1 protein-coding gene is annotated in these 507 nt (G+C 57.2%); it reads left to right on the top strand.

Annotation, left to right across the window (positions count from 1 at the left end):
• Positions 1 to 443 (top strand): ABC transporter permease subunit (locus EN750_RS38445; protein ID WP_127399520.1); only part of this gene is annotated, 443 nt, incomplete at its 5' end.
• Positions 444 to 507: the final 64 nt, after the last annotated feature.

Raw genomic sequence — 507 nt, 5'->3', positions numbered from 1 at the left:
ATCTGATTGTCGCCCCACACAGAATGGTGGGAACGGAGCATGTTTTCCTGCTCGCCTATATGCTTTTGGGGATACCCTACGTCGTCGTGGTCGCCGTCGCCGGGCTTCAGCGGTTCGACACCTCCCTGGAATCAGCTGCAGCCAGCCTGGGTGCGCGACCGGCGGTCGTTCTTTTTACGATTACCCTGCCGCTCCTGATGCCCAGCATTGTCAGTGCGTTTTTGTTCGCGTTCATCGCGGCGTTCGACGATGTCGTGTTTGGACTGTTTCTCTCCGGCAGGGATGCCATCCCGCTTCCCATGAGAATGTGGGAAAACATCCGCCAGGAGATCGACCCTCAAATCTCGGTTGTTGCTTCGATTCTGCTCTTTCTCGTCATTGTCGGATACCTGGCGCATAACACCCTTGGTAGGCTGAGATGGTCGAGAGTTAACGGCCGCTGATGCGGTTTCGGCACGCGGCGTTCGACCCGCACACACACTCCCGAGGATCTTTCATGGCTACCTC

It is taken from the genome of Mesorhizobium sp. M7A.F.Ca.ET.027.03.2.1, assembly GCF_003999175.1.
GTDB lineage: Bacteria > Pseudomonadota > Alphaproteobacteria > Rhizobiales > Rhizobiaceae > Mesorhizobium.
The sequence above is the reverse complement of the archived record's forward strand: the minus strand, read 5'-3'. Positions and strand labels throughout refer to the sequence as shown.